This window comes from Pseudonocardia sp. Ae505_Ps2, from assembly GCF_001932425.1.
Taxonomy (GTDB): Bacteria; Actinomycetota; Actinomycetes; order Mycobacteriales; family Pseudonocardiaceae; genus Pseudonocardia.
The window spans coordinates 2,228,265-2,253,925 of sequence record NZ_MCIP01000001.1 but is presented as its reverse complement, the minus strand read 5'-3'; the positions used below and the strand labels follow the sequence as shown (position 1 = coordinate 2,253,925).

Annotated in this window: 25 protein-coding genes and 1 pseudogene; 16 read left to right on the top strand and 10 right to left on the bottom strand. The window is 71.6% G+C overall.

Translation table 11 applies throughout. The features are described 5' to 3' along the window. Positions 1-382 (top strand): transposase family protein (locus Ae505Ps2_RS10730; protein WP_249265251.1); only part of this gene is annotated, 382 nt, incomplete at its 5' end. A gap of 84 nt (positions 383-466) precedes the next feature. After that, positions 467-1,345, top strand: a pseudogene (locus Ae505Ps2_RS10725) (alpha/beta hydrolase); the annotation flags it as partial. Positions 1,346-1,592: 247 nt separating this feature from the next. Here the strand turns inward: Ae505Ps2_RS10725 and Ae505Ps2_RS10720 are convergent. Continuing rightward, positions 1,593-2,279, bottom strand: coding sequence for a TetR/AcrR family transcriptional regulator (locus Ae505Ps2_RS10720; protein ID WP_075312420.1), 687 nt, complete (start codon positions 2,277-2,279; stop codon positions 1,593-1,595). A 214-nt stretch (positions 2,280-2,493) separates the two neighbouring features. Between Ae505Ps2_RS10720 and Ae505Ps2_RS10715 the strand changes: the two genes are divergently transcribed. The 3 genes from Ae505Ps2_RS10715 (at position 2,494) to Ae505Ps2_RS10705 (ending at position 4,993) form a co-directional block, all read left to right on the top strand. Then, a complete protein-coding gene (locus tag Ae505Ps2_RS10715) occupies positions 2,494-3,399 on the top strand; it encodes an SDR family NAD(P)-dependent oxidoreductase (RefSeq protein WP_249265250.1) in 906 nt (301 codons plus the stop codon). Positions 3,400-3,468: 69 nt separating this feature from the next. Next, the gene (locus Ae505Ps2_RS10710; RefSeq protein ID WP_075308478.1) at positions 3,469-4,446 is read left to right on the top strand and encodes a zinc-binding dehydrogenase; all 978 of its coding nucleotides are present in this window, start codon (positions 3,469-3,471) and stop codon (positions 4,444-4,446) included. 88 nt (positions 4,447-4,534) lie between these two features. Continuing rightward, positions 4,535-4,993 (top strand): SRPBCC family protein, encoded by a 459-nt coding sequence (locus tag Ae505Ps2_RS10705; RefSeq protein WP_075308479.1) that lies wholly within the window; start codon positions 4,535-4,537, stop codon positions 4,991-4,993. A 60-nt stretch (positions 4,994-5,053) separates the two neighbouring features. Here Ae505Ps2_RS10705 and Ae505Ps2_RS10700 read toward each other — a convergent pair whose 3' ends face one another. The 3 genes from Ae505Ps2_RS10700 to Ae505Ps2_RS10690 form a co-directional block, all read right to left on the bottom strand. After that, on the bottom strand, positions 5,054-5,587 hold the full coding sequence (locus tag Ae505Ps2_RS10700; RefSeq protein WP_075308480.1) for a hypothetical protein: 534 nt from the start codon (positions 5,585-5,587) through the stop codon (positions 5,054-5,056). A gap of 101 nt (positions 5,588-5,688) precedes the next feature. After that, positions 5,689-8,316 carry a DUF2309 domain-containing protein gene (locus Ae505Ps2_RS10695; protein ID WP_075332937.1) on the bottom strand — a complete coding sequence of 876 codons (2,628 nt, stop codon included), beginning with the start codon at positions 8,314-8,316 and terminating at the stop codon, positions 5,689-5,691. Between the two features lie 103 nt (positions 8,317-8,419). Continuing rightward, entirely contained in the window at positions 8,420-9,997 is a 1,578-nt protein-coding gene (locus Ae505Ps2_RS10690; protein ID WP_075308482.1) for a proton-conducting transporter membrane subunit, read from the bottom strand. A 230-nt stretch (positions 9,998-10,227) separates the two neighbouring features. Between Ae505Ps2_RS10690 and Ae505Ps2_RS10685 the strand changes: the two genes are divergently transcribed. From Ae505Ps2_RS10685 to Ae505Ps2_RS10670, 4 genes are all read left to right on the top strand, one after another. Continuing rightward, positions 10,228-10,527: a winged helix-turn-helix domain-containing protein gene (locus Ae505Ps2_RS10685; RefSeq protein ID WP_043278660.1), complete on the top strand. Its 300-nt coding sequence runs from the start codon at positions 10,228-10,230 to the stop codon at positions 10,525-10,527. 179 nt (positions 10,528-10,706) lie between these two features. After that, the gene (locus Ae505Ps2_RS10680; RefSeq protein WP_020624222.1) at positions 10,707-11,393 is read left to right on the top strand and encodes a TetR/AcrR family transcriptional regulator; all 687 of its coding nucleotides are present in this window, start codon (positions 10,707-10,709) and stop codon (positions 11,391-11,393) included. A 184-nt stretch (positions 11,394-11,577) separates the two neighbouring features. Continuing rightward, positions 11,578-12,801, top strand: coding sequence for a cytochrome P450 (locus tag Ae505Ps2_RS10675; RefSeq protein ID WP_249265249.1), 1,224 nt, complete (start codon positions 11,578-11,580; stop codon positions 12,799-12,801). A 149-nt stretch (positions 12,802-12,950) separates the two neighbouring features. Next, positions 12,951-14,492: a long-chain-fatty-acid--CoA ligase gene (locus tag Ae505Ps2_RS10670; RefSeq protein WP_075332934.1), complete on the top strand. Its 1,542-nt coding sequence runs from the start codon at positions 12,951-12,953 to the stop codon at positions 14,490-14,492. Between the two features lie 96 nt (positions 14,493-14,588). On the opposite strand, the gene Ae505Ps2_RS10665 is transcribed toward Ae505Ps2_RS10670, so the two are convergent. The 3 genes from Ae505Ps2_RS10665 to Ae505Ps2_RS10655 are packed head-to-tail and all read right to left on the bottom strand — an operon-like array spanning position 14,589 to position 16,692. Further along, positions 14,589-15,191 carry a response regulator transcription factor gene (locus Ae505Ps2_RS10665; protein ID WP_086002317.1) on the bottom strand — a complete coding sequence of 201 codons (603 nt, stop codon included), beginning with the start codon at positions 15,189-15,191 and terminating at the stop codon, positions 14,589-14,591. An 11-nt stretch (positions 15,192-15,202) separates the two neighbouring features. Continuing rightward, on the bottom strand, positions 15,203-16,423 hold the full coding sequence (locus Ae505Ps2_RS10660; protein WP_075553588.1) for a histidine kinase: 1,221 nt from the start codon (positions 16,421-16,423) through the stop codon (positions 15,203-15,205). Positions 16,424-16,446: 23 nt separating this feature from the next. After that, a complete protein-coding gene (locus tag Ae505Ps2_RS10655) occupies positions 16,447-16,692 on the bottom strand; it encodes a hypothetical protein (protein ID WP_020624227.1) in 246 nt (81 codons plus the stop codon). 136 nt (positions 16,693-16,828) lie between these two features. Between Ae505Ps2_RS10655 and Ae505Ps2_RS10650 the strand changes: the two genes are divergently transcribed. The 3 genes from Ae505Ps2_RS10650 (at position 16,829) to Ae505Ps2_RS10640 (ending at position 20,023) form a co-directional block, all read left to right on the top strand. Further along, on the top strand, positions 16,829-18,388 hold the full coding sequence (locus Ae505Ps2_RS10650; RefSeq protein WP_075308492.1) for an alpha/beta hydrolase: 1,560 nt from the start codon (positions 16,829-16,831) through the stop codon (positions 18,386-18,388). Between the two features lie 115 nt (positions 18,389-18,503). Then, positions 18,504-19,325, top strand: coding sequence for a mycofactocin-coupled SDR family oxidoreductase (locus tag Ae505Ps2_RS10645; protein WP_198932124.1), 822 nt, complete (start codon positions 18,504-18,506; stop codon positions 19,323-19,325). An 86-nt stretch (positions 19,326-19,411) separates the two neighbouring features. Beyond that, positions 19,412-20,023, top strand: coding sequence for a hypothetical protein (locus Ae505Ps2_RS10640; protein ID WP_075308496.1), 612 nt, complete (start codon positions 19,412-19,414; stop codon positions 20,021-20,023). 70 nt (positions 20,024-20,093) lie between these two features. On the opposite strand, the gene Ae505Ps2_RS10635 is transcribed toward Ae505Ps2_RS10640, so the two are convergent. Further along, on the bottom strand, positions 20,094-20,294 hold the full coding sequence (locus tag Ae505Ps2_RS10635) for a YmdB family metallophosphoesterase (RefSeq protein WP_139318830.1): 201 nt from the start codon (positions 20,292-20,294) through the stop codon (positions 20,094-20,096). Positions 20,295-20,421: 127 nt separating this feature from the next. Between Ae505Ps2_RS10635 and Ae505Ps2_RS10630 the strand changes: the two genes are divergently transcribed. The 3 genes from Ae505Ps2_RS10630 to Ae505Ps2_RS10620 all read left to right on the top strand — a co-directional run bounded on the left by Ae505Ps2_RS10630 (position 20,422) and on the right by Ae505Ps2_RS10620 (position 23,098). Beyond that, positions 20,422-21,318: a MurR/RpiR family transcriptional regulator gene (locus Ae505Ps2_RS10630; protein ID WP_075308500.1), complete on the top strand. Its 897-nt coding sequence runs from the start codon at positions 20,422-20,424 to the stop codon at positions 21,316-21,318. A gap of 282 nt (positions 21,319-21,600) precedes the next feature. Then, positions 21,601-22,413: a serine/threonine-protein kinase gene (locus Ae505Ps2_RS10625; protein WP_083695542.1), complete on the top strand. Its 813-nt coding sequence runs from the start codon at positions 21,601-21,603 to the stop codon at positions 22,411-22,413. 328 nt (positions 22,414-22,741) lie between these two features. Beyond that, positions 22,742-23,098, top strand: coding sequence for a hypothetical protein (locus Ae505Ps2_RS10620; protein ID WP_020624235.1), 357 nt, complete (start codon positions 22,742-22,744; stop codon positions 23,096-23,098). Between the two features lie 121 nt (positions 23,099-23,219). Here the strand turns inward: Ae505Ps2_RS10620 and Ae505Ps2_RS10615 are convergent, their stop codons facing one another. Next, a complete protein-coding gene (locus Ae505Ps2_RS10615; protein WP_075312424.1) occupies positions 23,220-23,873 on the bottom strand; it encodes a hypothetical protein in 654 nt (217 codons plus the stop codon). Further along, positions 23,870-24,880: a CPBP family intramembrane glutamic endopeptidase gene (locus Ae505Ps2_RS10610; RefSeq protein ID WP_075308504.1), complete on the bottom strand. Its 1,011-nt coding sequence runs from the start codon at positions 24,878-24,880 to the stop codon at positions 23,870-23,872. The genes Ae505Ps2_RS10615 and Ae505Ps2_RS10610 overlap by 4 nt, the downstream gene beginning before the upstream one ends. A 178-nt stretch (positions 24,881-25,058) precedes the next feature. Between Ae505Ps2_RS10610 and Ae505Ps2_RS10605 the strand changes: the two genes are divergently transcribed. Next, the gene (locus Ae505Ps2_RS10605) at positions 25,059-25,661 is read left to right on the top strand and encodes a TetR/AcrR family transcriptional regulator (RefSeq protein WP_075308506.1); all 603 of its coding nucleotides are present in this window, start codon (positions 25,059-25,061) and stop codon (positions 25,659-25,661) included.

Here is a 25,661-nt window from a genome sequence, read left to right as displayed (position 1 = left end):
TGGATGGCCGCTATGGACCAGCGACGTGCGGCCGGGCCGCGAGCACGACACCCGCTGCGCCCGTACCCACCCCGGGCTGCTCGAGGGCCTGGCCGCGTTCACCGACGACACCCACGCCGCGCTGGGCGACCTCGGCTACGAAGGCGAAGCCGACCGGCTCACCGTGCCCATCAAACTCGCCCCCGGCCGCGGGCAGACGGTCAACCAGCGCACCGTCAACACCCTGCACTCAGCCCTTCGTGCTCTGGCCGAACGCGGAAACGCCCTGCTCAAGACCACCTTCGCCGCGTTGCGGCGAGTCACGCTATGTCCCTGGCGCACCGGCGCGATCACCGCAGCTGCGCTCGTACTACTCCACACCGAGTACGACCGCACGACATGATCAACCCGCTACTGAGAACACCTCACTGAGCCGTTCGGCGCCACGTTCACAACGTCGGACGAGTGGTTCGACTCCGGTGGCACACGGTGCGCGGCCCGCGTCTACCGGCCGACCACCGCCGACCACGAACCGCCCGTCGTCGTCATGGCGCACGGATTCGGTTCACCACGCGCGCTGCGCCTCTACGCCTACGCCGAACGCTTCGCCGCCGCCGGGTACGTCGTCGTGGTCTTCGACTACCGGGGCTTCGGCGAGAGCGGGGGCGAACCACGCCAGCTCCTCGACATCGGCATGCAGCACGAGGACTGGCGCGCCGCTCTCCGCTTCGCCCGTTCTCTCGACGGAGTCGACCGCGACCGCGTCGTGGCATGGGGGACCTCGTTCGCCGGTGGCCACGTCATCACCATCGCCGGCCGGGGAGAACCGCTCGCTGCCGTGATCGCCCAGGTACCGCACGTCAGCGGCCCGGCAGCGGTGAGATCAGCAGAGCCCCGAGCCGCCCTCCGGGCAGCGGCAGCGGGCGTCCGTGACGCGGTTGCCGCTCGACTGGGTCGTGAGCCCGTCCTCATCGACAGTGTCGGCCCTCCTGGCCACACGGCGATGATGACCTCCCCCGACGCCCGCCCCGGCATGCTCACGCTCCTGCGCGAGTCGGGGCTGACCGAGGACGACTACCCGGCCACCGTCGCAGCCCGCATCGCGCTGAAGATCGGCTTCTACTCGCCCCGGCGCTGGGCCGGGAACATCGAGTGCCCGGTCCTGGTCCAGATCGTCGCGCAGGACACGATCACCCCCCGACGAGTCGCCGAGAGCGCAGCGGCCCGGATCCCGAACTCGACCGTTCGCATCTACGACGGGGGCCATTTCGACCCCTACGTCGAACCCCTGTTCAGCACCGTCGTCGCAGACCAGGTGGAGTTCCTGCACCGCCACGTCCCCCCGAAGCCGAGCAACGACGCGTAGCCCTGTTCCGATGTGGCATGCGTCCGCACGCCGGTAGCCATGCCCGAAGCACCCGGGGCTGCCGTTCGAGCCTGATGGCTGCGCACGGAAGCCGACTCCGGGCCGCCGAGATGCGGCATCCCCGGGATCCTCCGACCGCTGCGAGGACCGCCCAGCTGGCGAAAGGCGTGCTCGTACCCCTCCCCCATCACACCTGACGCCGGAGCGCCGGGTGACGAGGACCGCATCGCAGTCCGGTGCGGCGTTCTCAACTGCCTTGCCGGCTGTGTGCGGCGTCGAGCGTCGGGGTCGAGGGCTGAGGGGCCGGTATGGGCAGCAGCCGGTGCAGCAACGACTGTTCCAGTTCGATCAGGATGTCCTCGCTGCTGGTGTGGTGACCTGGCAGGGTGTGCCAGAGGACCAGTTGGCCGTGCGAGGCGGTCCACAGGTGGATGCCGATGGTCTCCGCCTCCGATCGCCGGCCGGGCGCGATCGCCGCGAGATAGGTGTCCACGGCGTGGGTCCACGCCTGGAGCACGGTGCCGAGAGGGGTGTCGGCGGAGGACTGACGCTCGGGTTCGTATTCCAGGCTGAACATCAGCCGGTACCGACGGGGCTTGTCGATGGCGAATCTGCGGTAGGCGGCGGCGGTGGCGCCTATCCGCTCCCACGGGGCGGCGCCGGCCGCGGCGGCCGCTTTCCCCGCCTCGCCCATCGCTGCGGCCAGCGCCCAGTAGGCGGCGTCGAGCACGGTGGCGACCAGTTCGGTCTTGTCCTTGAAGTGCAGATAGACGCTGGGCGCTGAGATGCCGACCTCGCGGGCCACTCCTCGCAGGGAGAGCGCGTCCTCGCGTCCCGTCTCCTCCAGGATGCGGGTCGCCGCGTCGAGGATCTCCTGCCGTAGCCGTTCCCCCTCGCCCCGCACATTGGGCACCCGTCTGACCTGTTGCTCCATGGCCACCTCCTCGCCGTGTGCACCGTATGTGCCCGCCCGGGCTCCTGCCGTATGGCCCGGCGCCGCAGCGCCGGGAGGATGCCCCTCCACATCTTTCGGTTAACAGTGTTAGTCTAACGAGCAGAACGACTAACACTGTTAGTCGACGGTGGAGAGGAACGGCCATGCCCTCGCCCCTCTCGAACCCCCCGTCCGTCCTGGGAGGAGCGGCGGCATGAGCGCCAACACCGGTCCGGAGGGGTTCGACGCGGCCGGCACCGACGGGACCCCGCTACAAGAACAGGAGACACACATGACCGAGAAGGTCTGGTTCATCACCGGTTGCTCACGCGGCTTCGGCCGGCTGTGGGCAGAGGCCGCGCTACAGCGGGGCGACAAGGTCGCCGCGACCGCGCGCGACGACAGCAGGCTCGAGGCGCTGGCCGCGGCGTACCCCAGCTCCTTGCTGGTCCTGCCGCTGGACGTCACCCGGCGCGGCGCCGTGTTCGACGCCGTGGCCGCCGCCCACGACCACTTCGGACGACTCGACGTGATCGTCAACAACGCCGGTCACGGCCTCCGCGGTGCCCTCGAGGAGGTCCAGGAGGCCGATGTGCGGGAGCTGCTCGACACCAACCTGCTCGGGACGCTCTGGGTGACGCAGGCGGCGCTTCCCTTCCTGCGCGCGCAGGGAGGCGGCCATGTCCTGGCGGTGTCCAGCCAGGGCGGACTGATGGGTGAGGCGACCCTCGGTCTGTACAACGCCTCCAAGTGGGCGCTGGAAGGGATGATGGAGGCCCTGTCGAAGGAAGTCGCCCACCTCGGCATCAAGGTCACCATCATCGAACCCGGGCCCTATGCCACCGAGTTCTCGTCCCCCACCTCCCTCAAGGCGTCACCCGAGAACCCCGCCTACGACGAGGCCCGCCAGGCCCTGTACGCGGACTTCGACCCCGCGGCCGTCGGCGACCCCGCCGCCACGCCGCCGGCCGTGCTGGCAGCGGTCGATGCCGCCGAGCCCCCGCTCCGGCTGATTCTGGGCAAGTCGGCCCTGCCCAAGGTCCGCAGCCACTACGCCGCGCGCCTGTCCACCTGGGATGCATGGGCCCCCGTCTCCGAGCGCGCCCACGGCCACCCGTAGTCGACCGACACGGCATTCGCCGCAGGGCGTTGCCGCCGGCCGTCCCAACCCCCAGAGAGGCCCTGAAGAGTGAAGGCAGCTGTCTACCGCCGCAACGGCGGCCCCGAAGTGCTCAGTTGCGAGGACGTGCCGGACCCCGTCCCCGGCACCGACGAGGTTCTGGTCAGGACGGAGGCCATCAGCATCGAGGGCGGCGACCTGATGTGCCGTCTCCTCGTCCCCCCTCCGGCGGACGGGTTCGTCCTCGGTTACAGCAGTGCCGGTGAGGTCGTGGCGGTGGGCTCCGCGGTCACGGGCTTGGAGGTCGGCCAGAAGGTCTGCGCTTTCGGGCAGGCCCATGGACTGCCGGCCGGTTCCCACGCCGAACTGCGCGTCGTACGTCCCGAGCACTGCTGGGTACTGCCGGACGGTGTCGATCCGAAGGCGGCGGCCGTGGTGCCGGTCACCTTCTCGACCGCCTACGAGGCGCTGTTCGAGCGCGGCCGTCTCACGAGCGGCGACACCGTGCTGGTGCAGGGGGCGGCCAGCGGGGTCGGGCTGGCAGCGATGCAGCTCGCCAAGACGGCGGGTGCCCGCGTGATCGGGAGCGCGTCGAACCCGGCGCGGTTCGAGGAGCTGCGTCGTTACGGCCTCGACGAGGGAATCGACTACCGAGGCGAGAACGTCCGTGACCGTGTCCTGGCCCTGACCGGCGGTCGCGGTGTCGACCTGGCCGTCGACTGTGTGGGGGGATCGCTGCTCCAGCAGCTGATCGAGGCCACCCGTCACGGCGGGCACATCGTCCCGCTGGGCACGGCTTCCCGCGAAGAGAGCACGGTCGACGTCGTGAACCTGATCCGCAGCAACACGACGCTCCACGGAGTAGGGCTCGCCTCCCTTCTCCATGAGCCCCGGGTCCACGCGTACATGGCGGACCTCGTCCGCCGCATCGCGAACGGCGAGCTGGAAGCCGTGATCGACCGCGTCTTCCCCTTGGCCGACGCTGCGGCCGCGCACCGCTACGCCGAGCAGCGCGGCCGAATCGGCCGGGTCGTGATGGTGCCCTGACGTTCCCCGGGGAGCACCAGCCGCACCGACCCGGGCCGGTGACGGCCCGCACCGCAGCAGACGATCAGAAGAGAGAAGGAGGAACACCATGACCTTGCTCATGGAGGTTCGTTACGAAGAAGCCGGCGTGAGTTCGGTGACGGTCGATGTCGTCGTCGATGCCAGCGCGGAGTTCGCGTGGGATGCCGTGCGCGATGTCTATGCAGTGGACACCCGGCTCCTCCCGGGATTCGCTCTGCACGTGGAAAGGGAACCGGACAGCAGGACGGTGACGTTCGCCGATGACATGAAGATCACCGAGCGCATCGTCGAGGTCGACGATGGCGCACGAAGGCTCACCTACCGAGCGACCGAGGGCGGGCCGCTGACGCACCACCTGGGGTCACAGACCGTGCGCGAGGACGAGGAGGGAGTGCATCTCGTCTGGACCACCGAGTTCGCGCCCGCGTCGGTCGTCGACTACGCCACCAGCACCATGCGTACCACCGTGGCACTCATGAAGGAGACGATCGAAACGGCGTTCGCCGATCGGCGAGACCCCTCCTGACCAGCTCCTGGCAGGCCGCCGGCCCGATGACTGCTCGTCGTGGCAGCGCATCACACTGGTTCATCGGGCGCTGATGCCCTGCTCCGGGTCGTCCACGTACCACTGCGACGCGATCAGGTACGGATAGCGGCTGCCGAGTTCGGTGAGATGGGCGTCGATGCACTCCCGGGAGTCGGTCCGTGCGAAGACCGGGAAGAACTCTCCCGGCGTGCTGCACACGGCTGCGGCCGGCTGCACCAGGAGATCGAGGATCCGGCGCCGTCGCTGATGGGGGTCGTGCGCATCGCGCAGGGCGGGGCCGTCCAGCCAGCACATCGACCACAGCCCCGACACCGCGGAGGACGTGCGGATTCCCACCGGCACCACGGACGGATCCCCTGCCGAGGAGCCCTCGACGGTGTCGGTCCCGCAGTCGTCGCCGGGACACAGCGCCGGCAGGTCGGCGTCGAGCTCGCGGCGGACCCAGATGCCGAGCAGGGCGTCGTTGCGGGCCGGGTCACCGCGGTAGCGCCGCTGGTGGACCCAGTACTCACTCGCCTGCTCGACGGCGGTCTCCGCATGGGCCACGCTCGGGATCAGGAGAAGCGCGGTCATCGGACCCTCTCTTCCTTCATGTCGTTCGGTCACTCGAGCCCCGGGACGGGCCGCGCCGGGCATCGCGGACGGCGCGGCCCGAGGGAGCCCGGGCGCGGCGGCTACGGGTGGGCTGCGCGGGGCGTCGCGGCCGGGGCGTCGGTACCGGGATGCCAGGGCTGCCACCCACCGGGGGTGTAGCGGTGCCACGGGCCGTCGGCGTGCTCCTGTGCGGCGAGGGCGACCCAGTCGTTGCCGAACATCTGGCGCAGCACCGTGTGGCGGGCGATGAGGGTGTCCAGCCTGGACAACGGCGCCTGCACGAGGGCGAGCAGACGTTGCGGCTCGTGCCGGACGTGGTGTCCGTCGGTCAGGGACTGCCAGGGCAAGCCGGCGCGGAGGTCGCTGGTGGGACCGGACATCACCCCCAGGCCACCGCCGACGACGTTGTGCAGGGCCTTGCTGCCCGCGCCGAAGGCGTCCTGGTCGACGGCGGCGAAGTAGTACTGGCTGTTGATCCAGTGCGCGACGACCAGCGGCGCGGTGAGGATGGTCTCCAGGACGGAGCCGGTCGGGTCGAGGTCGGCGTCGTAGTCGTGGAGGAACACCCGGCTCCGCAGATCGACGCCGCGGGTGCGAGCGCGGGGCGCGATCATGAAGGCGGCGTTGTCGGCGAGCCCCCACTCCGGGAAGACCTGGGCCCAGTCCCGGGCCCTGGCACGGGTGTGGCGTGCCGCGCGCCGGGGCTGGGCGCGCACCGGGGCTCCCGGCAGGACGGCGCACCGTTCCGCGGCCAGCCAGGCACCGGCCGTGCGGAGGTCGGCGGTGAGTGCGTCGACGTCGGGGCGGTGGGTGTCGGGCAGGAGGTGGGTGTCGAGCAGGCGGACGGTGTCGGTGGTGGTGTCGTGCTCGGCCGCGACGAACCAGGTGTCACCGGGGACGGAGATGCCGTGGTCGGCCAGGTGCAGGCGGACCTGCGGATCGTTCAGCAGGGCTGCGGCGGTGCGGGCGTTGGGGCCTCCGGGGTGGCCGCCGCAGGCGCCGCAGTCCAGTGCCGCCTGGTACGGGTTGTTGTCGGTGTGCGCACCGTGCCCGCAGAGCACCACCAGCCGTGCGAAGCCGCCGGTCAGGCCCATCAACGTCAGCATCGTCTCGGCGGTCGCGGCCCGTTCGGCGACGGTGAGGTCGTCGGCGACCGAGATCTCGGTCTGCGGGGCGGGAGCGATGCGGCGGGCCCACCACGAGCGGGCGGCACCGGCGGCACCGGGGGCGAAGGTCTTGGCCGCGGCCAGTGGTCCGGCCAGCCACCCGGCGGCTTCGGCGAGCACGAACGGCGCCACCAGGTCGTCCTTGGCGGCGTGCAGGGAGTTCTCGGCCGCGGCGAGGACCCGCCGCCCGGCCAGTGACCGTTCGGCCGCCCGCTGCCGGCCGGGAGAGGGAAGCTCGGTGACGGTGTGCCGGGGAGCGATCGGGCCGGGGCACTGGGCCCGCGCGGTGCCCCCGGCGAGGTCGCGGTACCGCATGGCGACGGCGAAGAACCCGGCGAAGCCCAGGGTCCGGTAGTTCCCGAGGGTCTCCAGGTGCCGGCGCAGCCCTTCGGAACGAGGGTCGATGCAGCACACCACCTGCGCCTGCGGCCGGGCGTCGGGCTGCTCGGGCAGGGGGCGGTCGAGGAGGCGCAGCAGCCGGCTGCGGTAGTGGTCCTCGTAGGCGTCCAGCCAGACGAGTGCCCGCTGACGCACCGGCAGCTCGTCGAGGAGCTCCGCCAGCGCGGTGCGCTGGGCGGCGTCGGTACCCGTGATCTCCAACGCCGACAGCAGGTGCTGGGCCCGGCCGAGCGGATCGACGGTGGCCTGCCCGACCTCGGACCGGTCGGTGCGGGCCAGGGCCCAGGCGGTGCCGTGGGAATGGGTGCTGGCGAGCATCGCGGCTTCGGCGCTCAACCGCAGCGCGAGGTAGTCGACGAGGTCGATGCCCTCGTCCGCCTGCTCCCCGCGCCACCGGACGTGGGCGGCGAAGCCGGGGAGACGGGTCAGGTGGGCCTGCAGGTAGTGGGTCCTCCGGTCGTCCGGGACACCGAGCGCGGCCAGCGCCTCCAGGATCGCTTCCTCGGCGCGCTCGGGCAGGTGCCGCAGCCGCTCCCGCACCGGCCGGGGCAGGGTCGTGTCATGGGCGGCCAGTGCTCGCCACGCGGGGTAGAAGCCGCGGTCACGGCCCGGCATCCGCCAGGTGGCCTGGCCCTCGTCCAGGAAGGCCGAGCACCACTGGATCGTGTGGGTGTCGAGCAGACCGGCGAGGTCGGGGGCCAGTGCCTCTGCGGCGGTGCGTGCCCGCCGGTGCGGCGGGGGGCAGGCGATGCCCCGCTGCAGGTCGGCCAGCAGCAGGTCGACCGGGTCGTGGACACGGTCTCCGAGGGTGAGCGGCCTCCGCCGCAGCACCGCGGGGTGGCGGCGGGTCAGCGCAGCGCGCAGGTCGTCGTCGGTGATCCGGCCGCGCTGCCACGCGGCCCGCAGCCAGGTCTCGTCCGGGGTGGCTCGCGCGCCCAGCAGGTCCCCGGCGTGGGTGGCCGCCTCGGTGAACGGGCGGTCCAGCAGGCCGAACAACGGGTTGACGGCGATGAAGTCGGCCAATGGCCAGGTCGAGGCCAGGAACGCGGCCGCGTCGGCGATCTCGGCACGCACTGCTTCCGCCCGCGTGACGACGTCGGTCACCGCATCGAGGTCCAGATCGGTGGCGGGGCTGGTGGTCATGGCTGCGAACCCTTCTGAGCGAGCACGACGGGACCGTCGGCGATCTGTGCGGGCGTGGGGAACCGGAAGCGCCGTCTGCGCCCAGCGGCCGGTGAACGGCGGGTCATGCCCGCGCCCCTTCCGGCCGAGGCGCCGGTCGTGGGACCGGTACCGGCCGCGGCAGGTGCGTCGGGGCGGTGGTCGGCGTGCGCTGCTGGCCGGCGGACAGCGCCGCCACGTACAGGCGATCGCGCCAGGGGCCGAGACCGATCGCGGGCGCCAGCTGGAACAGCAGCGCCGCCGTCACCAGCACGGCGAGCACGGCCACCAGGGCCCAGGCCGACACCGCGGCGGGCTCCATCGCGGGCAGGCTCGGCGCGAGGATCACGGTGACCGCGTCCACCACGGCCAGGTATGCCACGGCCGCACCCGGCACCACGATCATGGCCGCGACCAGGGCACCGGGGGTCGGGTGACGACGCAGCCAGCCCCACGCCAGCCGCGCGGCGGTGACCGCGGCGAAGACCAGCAACGCCGCGCTGCCGGCATGCAGCGGGAGCAACCAGGCCGCGACCCCCACCGCCGCGACGGCGACGGCCCCGGCGACCACTGCGACCTGCACCGTCCGCGCACGAGTCAGCCGAGGCGCGGGTGGAGCCAGGGTGTGGGTCACATGGCGCTGCACCGCGGTCCCCGAGCCGAGGAACAGTGCCGCCTTGAACAGCCCGTGTGCCACCAGGTGCACCACCGTCGCGGCGTAGAGGCCGAGCCCGCAGGTGACGAGCATGAACCCCATCTGGCCGATCGTGGAGTGCACCAGCGCACCCTTGATGTCGGGGCGAGCGAGCATGATCGTGGTGGCGGCCACGACGCTGACGGCTCCGAAGGCGAACGCCAGGTGCGTCGCGACCGGCGACGCGCCGACGATCGGCGACAGCTTCACCAGCAGCACCCCGCCGGCGTTGACCACACCGGCGTGCAGCATCGCCGACACCGGGGTCGGCGCCGCCAGGGTCGCGGGCAGCCAGCGGTGCCAGGGCATCTGCGCGCACCGCACGGCCGCGGCGATCACCAGCGAACAGGCCACCACCGTGCCCACCACGCCGCCGACGGCGGCGTCGTCCTGGTGACGCAGATCGAGATCCCCCCACGACAGGACCGCGAGACCGACCCCGAGCCACAGCACGACGTCCCCCACGAGGAACGCGCGTGCGGTGCGGCGGGTGGCCTCGACGGCCGAGGGCGCCGGGCGGTACATGCCCACCAGCCGGCACAGGATCGCCCCGCTCAGCGTCCACGCCACCGCGAGGGTGACCAGGGTCGCCGCGGTCACCATCGCCGCGGTCGCAGCGGTCAGTGCCCCCGCCGCGACGACGAAGCGGGCCGCAGCCGGGTCACCGTGCAGGTAGCGGCGGGCGAAGGCCTGGACCACGGCGCTGACCGTGCACACCAGCAACAGCACGACCGCGCCGACGTGGTCGACGACCAGCCCGGCCCGTGCCTGCCCGTCGGGGTCGGCCAGCACCATGTCGACCGGCCCGCCGACCATCACCGTCACGGCCAGCACTCCCGCCAGTGCGGTGGCCACCAGCGCCGCTGCGGCGCCCAGCACGGGTGCCCGACCCCGCAGCCACCGGAACGACCCGGCCGCGGCCGCGACGGCGGGTACGGCCACGACGGCGAGCAGCATCATCCCCGTCATCCCCGCGCACCTTCCCGATCCGAGCGCGCCGTCTCGGCGTCAGCCACCCGACCGGACGCCCCCGGCACGGTCCCGCACAGGTGCGCCATCTCGTCGTCGCCCATGACACCCACCTCCCAAGCACGCTGTCGTTTACACGTGTTCTAATACGCGACATGGTTAGTACGACACAGATAACGCGTATTGGGAAGCGTGACAAGCGTTACCTCGGGGTCGGTACAGTGGATGCCATGCAGGGGTGGACGTTTCTGACAAACCACGCCCACGTACTGCTGTGCGTGGTGCGGGACCCGGAGGCGCGACTGCGCGACGTGGCCGACATGGTGGGCATCACCGAGCGGGCGGCGCAGCGCATCGTGGCCGACCTGGTCGAGGCGGGTTACCTGGAGCGCACGCGCCAGGGACGGGGCAACCGCTACCGGCTGCACCCGGACGTACCGCTGCGGCACCCGATGGACCGCGACACCGCCATCGGGCAGCTCGTCACCCTGCTCACCGGCATCGACGCCCGGTCCGGCGACGTCGCGTGACGCCCGCCGCGCGCCCCTGCACGGGCGCACGGTTCGCACCGACCACGCGGCATGACGAGCAGCGAGCCCGCGTCGTCGGGACACGTCGGCGAACCCGACCCGACCGCTCGTACCGTTAAGCTCGGGAGACCCGAGCGCGCCCTGCGCACGGCGACACATGACGGCGGGAGACGCGACACATGCCTCGAGGCGCAGGCCGCTACGCGGAGATCCTCGACGCCTTCACGCGGCACATCGCGGAGGTCGGGTACGACGGCACGAACTTCGGCACCGTGGCCGCCGAGATCGGGGTGTCGAAGGGCACGATCGTGCACCACTTCCGCACCAAGGAACGCATTCTCGCCGCCCTGCACGAGTCCTACATGGAGCGCAGGATCGCCGAGCTGGAGCTCATCCTGAAGCGCCTGAACCAGCCGGAGACCCAACTCGCGGCGATCCTGCACGCCTTCGTCTACTACCAGGTGGAGGACCGGACAGCGACGGTCGCGTTCCAGCGAGAGATCGCCCGTCTCGCGGACGAGCCGGCGATGGCGAAGGGCCGGGAGCTGCGAGAGCGCTACCTCGCCCGGGTGCGCGGGGTGATCCAGGCGGGCGTCGACTCCCAGGTGTTCCGCCCGGTGGACGCCGGAGTCGACGCCCTGCTGATGTTCGGGTCCGCACAGTGGGCCTGGACCTGGTTCACCCCGGAGGGCAGCAAGTCGGTGGAGGAGATCGGGACGGCCCTGGTGGACCTGGTGCTCGGGGGCCTGCTCGTCGACCGCAGCGCCCTGCCCGACCTGGCCTCCGCCGAGGGAACGGCCGCGCGATCCATGCGCGAGGCGGTCCGCGACGCGGTCGTGCCGGAGGATTCCGCACAGGCCTCCTGAGACCTGCGCGCAGCACCCTGGCCCGGATCCGCGAACACCCGGCGTCGAACTCCGACCGGGATTCACCGACCGCCTGAACCGCCGACGAGGTACAGCTTGCCTTCCGATCACCGATGTCGCACCATAAAGTGACCGTACGGACGGTCAATCTCTGGAGTACCACGTGGCGTCAACGAAGACAGCGGTGCCGACCGCGGATGTCGACCTCGGCCATCCCGACACCTACGCCGCCGGGCTGCCCTACCCGGAGTTCGCCCGACTCCGGCGCGAGGCACCGGTCGCGTGGGTCGAAGAGCCCGCCTACGAGGGCTTCGACGGCGGTCCCGGCTTCTGGGCGGTGACCCGACACGCCGACGTCGTCGAGGTCTCCCGGCACCCGGAGATCTACTCCTCGCACGCCGGCGCCACGTTCCTGCGCGATCAGCGCCCGCGCGATCTCGCTGCGCTGCAGCAGATGATGCTCAACATCGACCCGCCGGACCACTCGAAGCTGCGCAAGATCGTCAGCAAGGTCTTCACCCCGAGAATGGTCAACGGGATGTTCGAGTCCATGGACCGCTACGCCGCGCAGATCGTCGACGGGCTGGCGCCCGACACCGAGATCGACCTCGTCGAGCAGGTGTCGTCGGAGTTGCCGCTGTTCGTCCTGGCCGAGCTGCTGGGCGTGCCGGCCGAGGATCGTCACCTGCTCTACAGCTGGACCAACCGGATGGTCGGCCTGGACGACCCGGCCTACGGCGGGCGGCCGGCCTTCCTCGCCGCGTTCATGGAGATGTTCGCCTACGCCGAGAGGCAGACGGAGATCCGGCGAGCGCATCCGGGCGACGACGTGTGGAGCCTGATCGTCAACGCCGAGGTCGACGGAGAGCGGCTCACCCTCGACGAGCTGCAGCGCTTCTTCCAGCTCCTGATGATCGCCGGCAACGAGACCACCCGGAACCTGCTCACCGGGGCCGTCCTCACCCTCGACGCGCACCCCGACCAGTGGGCCCGGCTGCGCGCGGAGCCCGACCTGCTCAAGCCGGCGATCGAGGAGATCCTGCGCTTCCATCCGCCGGTGATCCAGTTCCGGCGCACGGCGGTGGCCGACGCCCGGCTCGGCGGGCAGGAGATCACGGCCGGGGACAAGGTCGTGATCTTCTACGCCTCCGCCAACCGGGACGAGGCCGTCTTCCCGAACCCGGAGCGCTTCGACATCGACCGCAACCCCACCCAGCACCTGGCCTTCGGAGTGGGCGCCCACTTCTGCCTGGGCAGCAGCCTCGCGCGGATGGAGGCGCGGGTGCTGCTCGGGCGCCTGTTCGCCCGCTTCCCCGAGCTGCGCGTGGCCGGTGAGCCCACCCGGTTCCGCTCCCACTTCATCAACGGCTACCGCGAGCTGCCCGTGATGCTCGGGCCGGCCGCCTGACCGGCGGCGAGCCCCGATCCGGGCAGGCGACGAGCGCGCCGGTGCCCGCCTTCCGCCGCCGACTCGGCTCCCGACGTCGTGTGGCACTGCCCCACCGCCAGATCGACCGCACGTACGGTCCGTCCGATTGACCTCACCGAGGAGGCCCCATGACCGCGGAGCTGCCGCACATCTACGGCATCGTCGAGCGCTGGCTCGCCAAGGCCCCGGACACGGAGGCACTCGCCTTCGGTGACCGCTCCTGGACGTGGTCGGAGCTCGACGAGCGCGTCCGCCGGGCCGCGGGCGCGCTGCGCTCGGCCGGGGTCGCCCCCGGAGACCGGATCGCTGTGGTCGACAAGAACCACCCGGCCTGTCTCGAGCTGACCCTGGCGGCGTCCCTGATCGGTGCCGCGAACGCGGTCGTCAACTTCCGGCTCGCACCCGAGGAGCTGGCCTACGTGGTGGACGACTCGCGTGCGGTGCTCGCCGTCGTCGGTGCCGAGTTCGCCGACACGGTGGCCGCCCTGCGCGACACGCTGCCGCGTCTGGCCACGGTCGTGGTGCTCGGCGGCGAGTCCGACGAGTACGAGCAGTGGCTCGCCGCGGCCACGCCACTCGCCGACGCCGACCGCCATCCCGCGACCGACGACGACTGCTTCCTGCAGCTCTACACCTCGGGGACGACCGGCTGGCCGAAGGGCGCCCTGCTCACCCAGCGCAGCATGACCGCCCACACCGTGGCCGTCGGTCGTGCCTACGACATGGACGAGTCCACGGTCAACGTCGTCGCGATGCCGCTGTTCCACGTCGGCGGCACCAGCTGGGCGCTCGGCAGCATGTACACGGGCAGCCGCACGATCGTCGTACGCGAGATGATCCCCGACGCCATTCTCGACCTCGTCGAACGGCGCCGCGCGACCCACGCCTTCTTCGTCCCGGCGGTGGTCGGGATGCTCCTCGCCGAACCGGACCGGGCACGGACCGCCCTGTCCTCGCTGAGGGTCCTCGGTTACGGCGGGTCGCCGATGCCGGCGTCCCTCATGCAGAAGACCCTCGCCACGCTCGACACTCCCCTGTACTCGGTCTACGGGATGACGGAGCTGTCCGGGGTGTTCTGCGTGCTCGGGCCGGATGAGCACCGCGATCCCGAGCGCACCCACCTGCTCGCCTCGGCCGGCAGCCCGCTGCCGGGCAGCGTCGTCCGGGTGGTCGACCCGGCGACGGGCGAGGACGTCGACGACGGACAGGTCGGAGAGTTCTGGGTCCGGTCGGACCAGGCGATGGCCGGTTACTGGAACAAGCCCGACGCCACCGCGGACGTCTTCGTCGACGGCTGGCTGCGGACCGGCGATGCCGGGCGGGTCGACGAGAGCGGGTACCTGTTCCTGGAGGACCGCGTCAAGGACATGATCATCTCCGGCGGGGAGAACGTGTACCCCGCGGAGGTCGAGCGGGTGCTGGCCACACACCCGCAGGTGGCCGAGGTCGCCGTGATCGGCGCACCGCACGAGAAGTGGGGTGAGACGGTGAAGGCCGTGGTGGTGGCGCAGCCGGGCAGCACCCCGGATCCCGCCGAGCTCATCGCCTACTGCCGCGACAGGCTGGCGCACTACAAGTGCCCCTCCATCGTCGAACTGATCGACGCACTGCCCCGCAACCCCACCGGCAAGATCCTCAAGCGTGAGCTCCGCGAGCCGCGAGGGGCGTGATCGACGGTCGTAGGAGCACTCGCTGACCGAGCCGTCAGCGGCAGACCGTCTGCCTGCCCGACGCGGCCCCGACAGCGGGGCCGAGGGCCTCGGCCGTCACAGCCAGCCGTGTTCATGGGCGTGGCGGGCGGCGTCGTGGCGGGTGTGGGTGCCGGTCTTCTGCATCGCGCTGGACAGATAGTTGCGCACGGTCCCCTGGGCGAGGTGGAGGCGGCGGGCGATGTGCGCGACGGAGTAGCCCTCGCGTGTCTCGGTCAGTGCCTCGATCTCGCGGTCGGTGAGGGGGCAGTCGTCGATGACGGAGGCCTCGAGGACCTCGTGGGCGATCCAGCGCCGTCCGGCGCGGAGTTCGTGGATCACCCGGACGATGTCCTCGGGGTCGGCGCTCTTGCTCATGAACCCCTGCACCCCGAGCTTGAGCGCACGGCGCAGGACTCCCGGGCGGGCGTGGCGGGTGAGCATCAGGACGGGCTGGTCGGGGTGGTGCTCCCGGATGCGGGCGACGGCGTCGAGGCCGTTGGTACCGGGCATCTCGAGATCGATGACGAGAACGTCGGGACGGTGGTCCAGTGTCTCGCGCACCGCCTGCTCGCCGTCCTCCGCCTGCGCGACGACCGTGATCGTCCCGTCCAGGGGCAGCAGCGCCGCCATCGCGCTGCGCAGCAGCTTCTCGTCGTCGGCCAGAACGATGCGGGCGATCGCCGGGTCGGTCATCGGGACTCCGTCCCCGGGCCCGTGTCGCGGTGGTCGCCGACGGCGGACCGGTCGAGGTGGGCGGCGACGGAGAACGTCGTCCGCGTGGTGCTCACGTGCAGGTCGCCGCCGGCGGCGACGAGACGGTCCCGCAGACGGGCGAGCCCGCTCAGCTCGGGTTCGGGGTCCGCGTCCGCGGTGAGGCCGTCGTTGGTGATCTCGATCCGAGTGCTGGATGCGGTGATGCCGACGGTGCGCGGGTGGGCGTGGCGGAGCAGGTTGGTCGTGGCCTCGCGCAGCACCTGCGCCAGGAGCGGGTGGGCCCGGTCGGCGTCGGGGTCGTACCGGATCTCGACCGCGATGCCGGCGGCCTCGCCGAGGCGGCGGGTGTTCTCCAGCTCGGCGGGCAGGTTGAGCTGGTGGCGTGCGTGGGCGAGCTCGCGGGTGCTCGTGATGGCGTCGGCGGCGAGTCCACGGATCTCGGCGAGCTCGGCCTCGGCCGCCGCGGTGTCACCGCTGCGGACGAGGGTCTGCGCGTACGCGGCCTTGAGCTTGATGACGTGCAGCGAGTGCCCGTGGATGTCGTGCAGGTCGCCTGCGAAGCGCATCCGCTCGTGGGCGATCGCCAGCTCGCGCTCGGTCTCCCGGGCCCGCTCCAGACGTCGAACGACGGTCCACCCGTACTCGCAGACCACGATGACACCGGCGACGAACAGCGTGCCGAGCAGAGGCAGGAGCACGTACTGGCCGACGAGGGGCACCGTGGGCGGCCGGGGAAGGAGCGCCGTGGCACCCGCTGCCGCGACGACCACGGCGAGCGCACCGACCCACAGCTTCCGGTGTCGCCGGCGGCCGGACGCCAGCAGTGACCCGATGAGGGCGAAGGGCACGAAGGTGATCGGGCTGGCGGCGGTCAGGGCGGCGACGAGCCAGTTCACACCCGTGAAGGCCAGGGTGAACACGGCGGTGCGCGTGTAGCCGTCGAGGCTCCACTCCCGGAGCACGCCGAGGGCCAGGACCAGCCCGACGGCGACGATGAGACCTTCCAACCGGGTGCTGGCCGTGAGCGCGACACCGACGACGCACAGCGGAGCGATCGCGGCGAGCGCGGTGAACATCGCGGCCCGCCGCACCCGGGCGGCCGCGGTACCCACGTCCGCACCGGCGCCCCTGTCGGTCCCGGCCGGGTCGACACCGGCAGGGCCGGTCCCGCCGGTCTCGGTCTCGGGCTCGGTCATGGGGCTCCCCGTGCTGATGTCGCTCACGCCCGCGTCGGCTCCAGGCGGCGGCGCTTCAGGATGCGCCCGACCAGGAGCTTGCCCACCAGCCCCACGACGAGCACGACCACCGCCACCCACTGGAGGGCGTCGTTACGCAGGAAGAACCCGGTGATCGACTCCGGCAGCACGGTGAACAGCCCGGTGTCGTAGGCCAGTCCGAAGTAGGCGACGACGACGGTCACGGAGACGATGGTCAGAGCGGTGAGGATCAGGTCCAGCAGCTTCATGGTCGTCAACGGTCCGGCACGCTCCTCGGCAACGGTAGTGACACGGCGTCATGTGCTGCGGTGACCTCGTGCCACTGTGCCACCGGCGCGTGGGCAGGTGCGATGGAAGCCGACATTCTCGACCCGAGGAGACGGCATGTTCCGCTCGCACCTGCTCCGGCTCGCCCTGGGGGTCGTGTCGCTGACGGCGCTCGCCGCCTGCGGCGCCCCCGCCCCACCGGGCGCAGCCACCACGGCCGCGACCGCACCGGCGCCGGAGCTGGCCGCCTTCCACGACCAGCAGATCACCTGGCAGCCCTGCGACTCCTTCGCGACCTCGGCGGCCGACCGGGCCGTCTACGCGAACGACCGCTTCGACTGCGCGCGCGTCGAGGTCCCGCTGGACTACGCCGACCCCGACGGCCCGCGCGGACAGGTCGCCCTGCTCCGGGCGAAGGCACGCGGCGAGAAGATCGGATCACTGCTGGTCAACCCGGGCGGGCCGGGCGGATCCGGGGCGAGTTTCGTGGCGTCCCTGGGGCCGGTCTGGGACAACGTCCCGGTCGGGGAGCGCTTCGACGTCATCGGATTCGACCCGCGCGGGGTCGGCGCGTCGACACCGCGGGTGGACTGCTTCACCGACGCCGAGACCGACCGCGGCGTACCGCCCTCGACCTACCTCTTCGACGTCCCCGACAGCGAGAGGGCCCGGGACATCGCCGTCCGGTGCACCGAGGCCACCGGTGGTGTGGAGAAGCTGACCAGTGTCGGGAGCAGCAACGTCGTCCAGGACATGGACGTCCTGCGCGCCGCGCTGGGCGACGAGAAGCTCACCTACCTCGGCTACAGCTACGGCAGCGAGCTCGGTGCGATGTACGCCCAGGCGTTCCCGCAGAACCTGCGCGCGATGGTCATCGACGGGGCCGTCGACCCCGAGAAGTCCGAACCGCAGTTCCGGCTGACCCAGTTCGAGGCCTGGCAGAAGGCCTTCGACGACATCGCCGCCGCCTGCGCCACCGAGCCGGACTGCCCGCTGGGCACGGACCCGGCCCGCGCGACCGAGGTCTTCCATGACCTCACCCGCCCCCTGCTCGACCGACCCGCCCCCACCGCCGCCGGCCGCGGGCTCACCTACGCCGACATGACCCAGGCCGTGTACAGCTCGCTGTTCTCCCCCGCCCAACGACCGCAGATCCTCCAGGGGCTCCGTGAACTGGCCGCGGGCCGCGGCGACACGCTGCTCGCCCTGCGGGACTCCTCACTCGGGCGCGGCCCCGACGGCCACTACGGCGGATCCACCCACATCGACGCCAACCTCGCCATCCGCTGCATGGACAACCCCCGCAGCCCCGCCGAGCAGACCGAGCTGCGGGACCAGGCGCGACGAGCCGCCCCGTTCCTCGACCCCGGCCGCCCCGGCGGACCGACCCACTACGAGTGCGAGGGGTGGCCCGAGCCGCCGAGCCGACCCACCCCGTGGCTCACCGACCCGGCCGGGGTGCCACCCACGCTGGTCGTCTCGCTGACCGACGACCCGGGCACCCCCTACCAGGGCGGCGTCACTCTGGCCCGCCGACTGGGCAGCAGCCTGCTGACCGTCGATGCGGCGCAGCACGGCATCGCCCTCTACGGCGGCAACGCCTGCGTCGACACGGCCGTCACCGACCACCTCATCGACCTCACGACCCCGCCGCAGGACTCGCACTGCGGCAGCTGAGCACGGTGGCCAGGCCACCGTCGTCCGCGATCGCCCGCGGAGCGGGCCCGGGGACACCCGCACACACCCCTAGACCTCCCCATGAACGGAGACGACAGACATGCTCGCAGGATCCGTGGCATTCGTGACCGGGATCGCGCGTGGACAGGGCCGCGCACACGCCCTCGCCCTCGCCGCGCACGGGGCCGACATCGTCGGCCTCGACCGCGCGGCGCCGGTCGACACGATGGACTACCCGATGAGCGGGACGGCGGACCTCGACGACGTGCGTCGCGAGATCGAGGCACTCGGACGACGAGTCATGGTGTCCGCGATCGACGTCCGCGATCGCGCGGGTGTGGAATCCCTGCTGGCCCGCGCGGTCTCGGAGTGGGGGCGACTCGACATCGTGGTCGCGAACGCCGGCGTCTCCCCACCGGCAGGCGACGTCTCGTCCATCTCCGACGACCGGTGGGCGGACGTCATCGGGATCAACCTCACCGGGGTCTTCCACACGGTCGCCGCCGCCCTCCCCCATCTGAAGGCCGGAGGACGCGGTGGATCGGTGATCATCACCAGCTCCGCGGCCGCGTTGAAGAACGCTCCCGGCCTCTCGGACTACGTCGCGACGAAGGGCGCCGTCGTCGCGTTCGCCGCGTCCGTCGCCAACGAGGTCGCGTCCGACCACATCCGGGTCAACGTGATCGCCCCCTCGATCGTGAACACCCCGATGGTCACCGAGAACACCGGACAGCTCCGGGTGTTCCGGCCCGACCTGGCCGCCCCGTCCCTCGACGACTGCACGGACGTGTTCCGTGCCCTCATGCCCATGGGTGAACCCTGGGTCGAACCCGCCGATGTCGCCGACGCCGTCCTCTATCTTGCGAGCCCGGCCTCGCGCTGGATCAGCGGCGCCGTGCTCCCGGTGGACCAGGGCAGCGCGGTGCGCCGCTTCTAGCCCCTCATCGGCCTCCGCCGGACCGGGCACCGCACCGAGACGCGCCCGGGCTGCGATCGCACCATCCACCACTGTGAGAGGACGTCATGAACCTGATCCGCAGACCGATCGAGATCCTGCGCTCGGACCCGCGCGGGCTGACGCTGCTCGTCGTGCTGATCTTCGCAGCACTGCTGCTCGGCATGGGAACCGGAATCCTGTTCCCCGGCCTCGAGCTGCCCACGCTGGTCGCCGGCGGGGTGTCCGACGAGCTCGTCAACACGATGATCACGAACCCCTGGCTCTTCGGGACCACGATCCTTCTGATCAACCTCTTCGTGGCCGCCGTCGGCGGCATCGTGATCCCCTCGCTGATCGTGCCGTTCCTCGGCATCCCCGTCATCACGCTGTACATGTTCAACGTCGGCGTCTCGATCGCACCGACCGATGCGACGACCGCGACCGTGCTCATCCCGCACTCGCTGACCCTCCTCATCGAGCTCCTCGGGTACGCCGTCGTCATGTTCGGGGTGTACCAGCTCGGTCGCGGGTGGATCCGTCCGAGCTATCTCGGAGTGGACACACGTCGTCGCGCGTACGTGATCGGCCTCCAGCGCCTCGCCTGGCTGGCGCTTCCGACGATCGTCATTCTCGTGATCGGGGCCTACTACGAGGCGTTCTCGGTGGTGTACCTGCTCCCCAGGCTCCTGGTGGGCTGACCGGCCCGCGCCGGAGCACACCTCCACCCCGCCCCGGACCCGGCCCCGAGGGGCTCCGCGGCCTGCGGGCTCAGCTGATGCGGGTGATCGCCGTGGTCGCGCCAGTGGGGTCGATGTCGAGCACGACCGCTCCCAGGGCCAGGGGACCCTCGGCGAGGGTGTACGCGGGCAGTGCCGTGTGGTCCTCACCGCGCAGCTTCGCGACGAAGTGCATCGGGTCGAATCCACCGCCGGTGTGGGTGGTCAGAACACGGTCTGTGCGGCTCGTCATCACGCCCTCCGAAGCTAGGGACCGCGATGAAACTCCGTCCTCAGCGGAGGTGAACGATGGATGGAACTTCCCACCGGTTTCGGTGGAACCCGCGGAAGTCGGGCGACGGTCCGCATAGGGTCGAGTCATGGCCCGACCGGTTCCTCCCCCCGTCGCCCCGGACACCGACGCGCGTCCGGCACTCGCCCTGGTGGGCACGGTCACGGCCCGCATCCGCGCGCTGCGGCCGAGCCTGTCGCCGACCGGAGCCCGGATCGGTGACGCCGTGCTCGCCGCTCCGGCCGAGATCGTGGGGCTGACCGTGAGCGAGCTGGCCGACCGCACCGACACCTCCGTCGGGAGTGTCGTGCGGTTCTGCCAGGACAACCTCGGCCTGAAGGGCTTCCACGACCTGAAGCTCCGCCTGGCGGCCGAGACCGCATCGAGTGCCGACGCAGGCGTGCGGGCCCCCGGCACCCCGACCGACACGGTGCGCGCCGTCCTCGCCGCGGCGACCGCAGGGCTCGAGCAGCTGCCCGGCTCCCTCGACTACGCCGTGCTGGCCGAGATCGTCCGCCTGCTGCGCGGGGCCGAGCGGGTCCTCGTCGCCGGGGTGGGCACGTCCGCGCCGATCGCGGCCGATGCCGGATACCGGCTACGCATGCTCGGCGTGCGCACGGAAGTACTGACCGACCCGCACCAGCAGCACCTCGCCGCCCGCACACTGGGCCCCCGGGGATGCTGTCTCGCGATCAGCCACACCGGTCAGACCCAGGAGACCCTCACCGCACTGCGCGCTGCCACCGAGAGCGGGGCCGTCACCATCGGGGTCACCAGCTACCTGCGTTCCCCGTTCACCGAGCTCTGCCGCCACGCGGTCGTCGCCGGTGCCCCCGAACGACACGGCCTGGAAGCGACGGCCAGCCGCCTCGTCCACCTCGCCGTCGTCGACATCCTCGTCGCGCTCCTCGCCGACGACTACCCCACCGCGGCCTCGACCGCTCAGCAGCTCTACACCGACGCCATCACCGCCCACCGCGTCTGACCCGAGCCGGTCCGGCCGGAGCGTTGGCCCGTCGAGCCCGCCTGCGGCCGAACCCGCCGTCGTTCGCCATGTCGACGTCCCGATCCATTCCGCCGAGCCGGGGAAAAGGGCCGCCCCGCTCTCGAACCACCGAGCTGCAGCGAATGCGACACCACTCATGTGATCACCGTGACCGAGACCGGCACCGCGGCGCTGGAATCCGGGACGCAGTTCTCCGCTCGCTAGCGTGAACTTCTGCCGAGGGTCTGGACACTGCGGGGCACGTCGCCTGCACAGTGTGCCATGGCAGTGACGGAGTCACCGGTCCCGGCGACCGATGTGGTCGCCGGGCGCTACATCCTCGCGACCCACATCGGTAGCGGGTCCACCGCGACGGTCTATCGAGCCTGGGACCCACCGGGGAATCGGGCCGTCGCGGTCAAACTGCTCCTCGACAGGTGCGACGTCACCGGGTTGAACCGGCAACGCCGCGAGCTGCGCGCCATGCAGCACCTGTCCCATCCGAGCCTCGTGCGACTGCTGGACGGAGGCGTCGACACCGGCCGCCCCTACCTGGTCTCCGAGCTCGTCGAGGGCCGGACCCTGGCCGCACGACTCGACCAGGGCCCCCTCACCGTGCAGGAGACGGCACAGGTCGGGGTCGACATCGCGTCGGGGCTGGCGCACCTGCACGCCCGCGGCGTCGTACACCGCAACATCAAGCCCGCCAACATCTTCCTCTGCTCCCGCACCGGGCGGGCACGCCTGGCGGACTTCGGCAGCGCCCGCGTCATGGGCTACACCGCACTGACCCAGCTCAACACGCTCCTCGGCGCCGCGAGCTACCTCGCGCCCGAACAGGTCACCGGCGAGGCCGTCACACCCGCCGTCGACGTCTACGCCCTGGCCCTGGTCCTGCTCGAAGCCCACACCGGGCGTCGCGAGTACCCCGGCGACACCATGGAATCCGCCATGGACCGGCTCCACCGGCCACCACGCATTCCCGACACCCTGCCCGGCCACCTGCGACAGGCCCTGTTCGACGCGACCTACCAGCGGGCCGAGGAGCGCCTGATAGCCGCCGATATGGCAATACGGCTACAACACCGTCGGTAGCAGTTCTCAGCGAGAATTCACGCCACCGAGCACGCAGACACCATTGCGTCTGCAATCAGCGTCCCAGCCGAGTGTCCGCGGCCGCACAGCGTCACCGCCGCCGCGCGTCGTCGCCGGTTTCGAATCGCGGTTCTTCCGCCGTTTTGGCGAGTATCCACACGCCCCGTAGTTCCGGCACACAATGGTGTGACAGGAATTGAGATGACCTTCCGTGGTGCCGCATTCTCACTGGTAGCCGGTACGGGCTCCCACCCTTCCGAGTGCCGGCACGGACAGGTTGCGTCGACCTCACGACAGGCGGCGCGGCCCGAACCCACCAGGAGAACACGTGCTGAAGAAGGCTGGGCTCATCGTCGCCGCGTCCGCGGCGGGCCTGATGGCCATCTCCCCGATGGCGTTCGCCGCCGAGGGCCACCACCACGGCGACGGCATCGACAAGGACGCCAAGGGCCTGATCGCGGGCCTGAACGGCAACAACGCCGATGTCCCGATCCAGTTCTGCAACAACAACATCCCGGTCAACGTGCTGGGCGTGCAGGTCCCGGTCGAGGACCTCGGCGCGGCCAACGGCCTCACCGGCGCCCTGGGCATCCTGGGCGAGGCCAAGGCCAAGTCCGGCGACTCGGTCACCGACCAGTCCGACACCTGCGCGCAGGCCGGCGGCGCCGGCGACAGCGTCGACTGAGCCACGACGCACCGGCCACCAGGCCGCGGCAGTGGCGACGGCCCTCGGGACTCCTCCTGTTCCCGAGGGCCGTCGTGTCGTTGTCCGGCGGTGCGGGCCACGGCCCCGTCCACGTGGGCCCTCAGGTGCCGGCGCCGCTGTCGAGGAGCCAGTGGTAACGCATGCGCATCGCGCGTTCGACGGCGCCGACGGCCGCGCCGAGGCCGAGGGTGAGGTTGAGCCACAGCGGCAGCTGCACCGGGGACACGAAGGTGCCGACGGTCGCGGCGATCGGTGGGATCCGGGAGATCGGCTCCGCGATCTGCAGCAGGTTCAGGCCGACGCCGATGAGCAGCATCAGGACGGACACGGCTCCGATGAGTGCGCTCGCGGCGGGGCGTTCCCGCGCGAACCGCATGCGGCGCCCCTCGGCGGATCGGGGGTCGGGTACGAGGCGCTGCACGGTGCCGTCGTCGCCGACGAAGTGGCAGCGACGCATCCCCGCCTCGCTCCGTCGGACCTCGATGTGACCGCCCGCGACGGGAAAGCGCGCCGGGAGCGCGGACTCCAGCCGGAGACGGCCGTCGAGGTAGAGCCGCGCACGGACCACACCGTCGTGGGCGTCCCCGCCGTGCTTGACCTCGACGGTGTGCACGACCGGCCGGCCGTCGACGGTCAGGGTGGTCGACAGCACCGAGCGTCGCACCATCTGCCACCAGCGGAACGGCTTCAGCGGTCTCCCGTCGCCCGGCTTCGCCCGCCTGGTCAGCCGGCGTTCGTTCCAACTCGGGCTCACCGCTGCTGCGTCCCGGTCGTGGCCGCCGGCAGGGTTCCGGGCGGTTCGACCGCGCGGGAACCACGCGCCGGCCACCCGGTCACCGGCGTCCGCGCGGGTCCGTCCCTGCGGGTCGTCCACCAGACGACCGCCGTGATGACGGCCAGCATGGCGCTGGGGACCAGGTTCGCCCATGAGCCGACCGCCTCCGCCCGGCTCGCGAGCTCCGCCCCGACGTCGAGGTGCAAGGTCGTGCCGAGGACGAGGAAGGTCACGTTGTAGACCCCGTGCAGCACGACGGCGACCTCGAGCCCACCCGTCCGCCAGGTCACGATCGCCATCGTGGAGAACAGCACGAGGTAGGAGCCGAACAGGAACGGGTCGAGCGTTCCGTGCGCGAGCGAGAACAGGACGGTGGTCACGACGATGCCGAGGACCGCACCGGAGCGGGCCCCGCGGGTCCAGCCCCCGAGCACCCGGAACATCAGCCCGCGGAACCCGTACTCCTCCCCCGCCGCACCGAGCGGGGTCAGCAGCATCCCGATGACGAAGTACCAGACCAGATCGGCGGTCGTCCACGGCGCGGAGTCCACCGAGGCCGGCATCCCGAGCGCGATCACGAGCAGCAGCGGCGGACCGAACACCAGCAGTGCGCGACCGAGTACCCCGAACCGGAATCGCCCCGCCACCGAGTGCAGCGACCGGGCGGGGACGCCGTAGAGGACACGCTCGATCAGCATGCTGTACGGGATCAACAACGCCAGCGCCAGCGCACCGGCGGCCTGGCGCAGCGGGGTGGACGGTCCGGAGCGGTCGAACAGCGCCGCGTCGACGATCTCCGACAGGCTCCGGAACAGGACCGCGAACCCGACGAACCCGGCCACGAGCAGCCCGATCGCGACGAGCCCGCGCAGGACGCGTCGTCTCTCGCCCGTGTGGACACGGTGGTACTCGACCCCGGCCGGCACGCCGGGAGTCGGTGCGGGCCGGTCCTCCTGGAGCAGCCAGGGTCGGTCGGGGGTGGTCATCCGTCTACTCCTCGTCGTCCGGTACGCGATCGACACATCCGGCCGAGGGGCCAGGAGCTCCCGCTGGGAGCTCCTGCATCGCCGCCGTTCGCGACTATCACGCTGTACTAGTCGCGATCGAAGCTAGCACAGTGTGATAGACAAGCGTCGACGACCACCGGACGGAGCGAGGAGGCCGATGGCCCGGAGCACGCGGGACAAGATCCTCATCGCAGCGGCGAGCATGCTCGGCGAGGACCCGACGGCCAGGTTGAGCGTGCGGGCGGTCGCCGCCCGGGCCGGGGTCAGCACCGGGTCGCTGCGGCACTTCTTCCCGACCCAGCGCGAGCTGATCGACACCGTGGTCGCCGGGATCCACGACATCGACCTGCCCGAGGACCCGATGCAGGACGCCACCCGGACGCCCGCCGAACGTCTGGTGGCCTGCCTGCAACTGATGGTGTCGCAGGTCGGGACGGGCGAACAGGCGCGAGCACACTGGCGCGCCCAGTACGAGGCCTACATCGCGACCCCGCCGTCCGAGGACGCCACCCACACCTACCTGGCCCTCGAGCGGCTCGCCGTGCACCGCATGGAGAAGTGGCTGGCCGTCCTGCAGGAGGAGGGCCAGCTCGCCCCGGGCGGGCTCGAGCACCATGCCCGCTTCCTCCTGACCGTGCTCTCCGGCCTGCTGACCGAACGCGCTCTGCCGGGCGACCGGACGCGCCTCCCGTTCGAGGCCGGCACGCTCGCGACCGCCGCCGCGGCGGTACTGCGGCCGACGGGCGGGTTCCGGGGATGA

Excerpts from the sequence above, each read along its gene's own strand:
- Ae505Ps2_RS10605 (WP_075308506.1), top strand. The coding sequence starts at position 25,059 with ATGGCCCGGAGCACGCGGGACAAGATCCTCATCGCAGCGGCGAGCATG.
- Ae505Ps2_RS10655 (WP_020624227.1), bottom strand. The coding sequence starts at position 16,692 with ATGAAGCTGCTGGACCTGATCCTCACCGCTCTGACCATCGTCTCCGTG.
- Ae505Ps2_RS10680 (WP_020624222.1), top strand. The coding sequence starts at position 10,707 with ATGCCTCGAGGCGCAGGCCGCTACGCGGAGATCCTCGACGCCTTCACG.
- Ae505Ps2_RS10715 (WP_249265250.1), top strand. The coding sequence starts at position 2,494 with ATGAGCGCCAACACCGGTCCGGAGGGGTTCGACGCGGCCGGCACCGAC.
- Ae505Ps2_RS10695 (WP_075332937.1), bottom strand. The coding sequence starts at position 8,316 with ATGACCACCAGCCCCGCCACCGATCTGGACCTCGATGCGGTGACCGAC.
- Ae505Ps2_RS10700 (WP_075308480.1), bottom strand. The coding sequence starts at position 5,587 with ATGACCGCGCTTCTCCTGATCCCGAGCGTGGCCCATGCGGAGACCGCC.
- Ae505Ps2_RS10630 (WP_075308500.1), top strand. The coding sequence starts at position 20,422 with ATGGCCCGACCGGTTCCTCCCCCCGTCGCCCCGGACACCGACGCGCGT.
- Ae505Ps2_RS10660 (WP_075553588.1), bottom strand. The coding sequence starts at position 16,423 with ATGACCGAGCCCGAGACCGAGACCGGCGGGACCGGCCCTGCCGGTGTC.
- Ae505Ps2_RS10690 (WP_075308482.1), bottom strand. The coding sequence starts at position 9,997 with ATGACGGGGATGATGCTGCTCGCCGTCGTGGCCGTACCCGCCGTCGCG.
- Ae505Ps2_RS10685 (WP_043278660.1), top strand. The coding sequence starts at position 10,228 with ATGCAGGGGTGGACGTTTCTGACAAACCACGCCCACGTACTGCTGTGC.
- Ae505Ps2_RS10610 (WP_075308504.1), bottom strand. The coding sequence starts at position 24,880 with ATGACCACCCCCGACCGACCCTGGCTGCTCCAGGAGGACCGGCCCGCA.
- Ae505Ps2_RS10640 (WP_075308496.1), top strand. The coding sequence starts at position 19,412 with ATGAACCTGATCCGCAGACCGATCGAGATCCTGCGCTCGGACCCGCGC.
- Ae505Ps2_RS10720 (WP_075312420.1), bottom strand. The coding sequence starts at position 2,279 with ATGGAGCAACAGGTCAGACGGGTGCCCAATGTGCGGGGCGAGGGGGAA.
- Ae505Ps2_RS10705 (WP_075308479.1), top strand. The coding sequence starts at position 4,535 with ATGACCTTGCTCATGGAGGTTCGTTACGAAGAAGCCGGCGTGAGTTCG.
- Ae505Ps2_RS10670 (WP_075332934.1), top strand. The coding sequence starts at position 12,951 with ATGACCGCGGAGCTGCCGCACATCTACGGCATCGTCGAGCGCTGGCTC.
- Ae505Ps2_RS10635 (WP_139318830.1), bottom strand. The coding sequence starts at position 20,294 with ATGACGAGCCGCACAGACCGTGTTCTGACCACCCACACCGGCGGTGGA.
- Ae505Ps2_RS10650 (WP_075308492.1), top strand. The coding sequence starts at position 16,829 with ATGTTCCGCTCGCACCTGCTCCGGCTCGCCCTGGGGGTCGTGTCGCTG.
- Ae505Ps2_RS10625 (WP_083695542.1), top strand. The coding sequence starts at position 21,601 with ATGGCAGTGACGGAGTCACCGGTCCCGGCGACCGATGTGGTCGCCGGG.